Below are 986 nucleotides of genomic sequence, written 5' to 3'. Positions count from 1 at the left end.
AAAGCGCGCGGCATCACCATCTCGACCGCCCACGTGGAATACGAGACCGACAACCGCCACTATGCGCATGTTGACTGCCCCGGCCACGCCGACTACGTCAAGAACATGATCACCGGTGCCGCGCAGATGGACGGCGCGATCCTGGTTGTGAACGCCGCTGACGGCCCGATGCCGCAGACGCGTGAGCACATCCTGCTGGGCCGCCAGGTTGGCATCCCGAAGATGGTGGTGTTCCTGAACAAAGTTGACCAGGTTGACGACGAAGAGCTGCTGGAACTGGTTGAGATGGAAGTTCGCGAACTGCTGTCCAGCTACGAATACCCCGGCGACGATATTCCGATCATTGCAGGTTCGGCTCTGGCCGCGATGGAAGGCAACAACCCGGAAATCGGCGAAGAGAAGATCAAGGAACTGATGGCGGCTGTTGATGAGTACATCGACACCCCTGAGCGCGCTGTTGACCAGCCGTTCCTGATGCCGATCGAAGACGTGTTCTCGATCTCGGGCCGTGGTACCGTTGTGACCGGCCGTGTCGAGCGTGGCGTGATCAATGTTGGTGACGAGATCGAAATCGTCGGCATCCGCGACACTTCGAAAACCACCTGCACCGGCGTTGAAATGTTCCGCAAGCTGCTGGACCGCGGTGAAGCCGGCGACAACATTGGCGCGCTGCTGCGTGGTGTTGACCGTGAAGGCGTTGAGCGTGGCCAGGTTCTGTGTAAGCCGGGTTCGGTGACACCGCACACCAAGTTCGAAGCCGAAGCCTATATCCTGACCAAGGAAGAAGGCGGCCGTCACACTCCGTTCTTCGCGAACTACCGTCCGCAGTTCTACTTCCGGACCACGGACGTGACCGGCACCGTGACCCTGGCCGAAGGCACCGAGATGGTCATGCCTGGCGACAACGTGTCGTTCGGCGTTGAGCTGATCGCCCCGATCGCGATGGAAAACGGCCTGCGCTTCGCGATCCGCGAAGGCGGCCGCAC

The 986-nt window shown here is 60.8% G+C and carries 1 protein-coding gene; it reads left to right on the top strand.

What is annotated here, in order from left to right:
• On the top strand, nt 1-986 hold a 986-nt coding region (gene tuf, locus ACOQFT_RS02165; RefSeq protein ID WP_421596431.1), incomplete at both ends, for an elongation factor Tu.

Origin of the sequence: Ruegeria sp. MALMAid1280 (genome assembly GCF_049195285.1) — a bacterium.
GTDB lineage: Bacteria > Pseudomonadota > Alphaproteobacteria > Rhodobacterales > Rhodobacteraceae > Ruegeria.
This window is presented reverse-complemented; position numbering and strand designations above follow the sequence as displayed.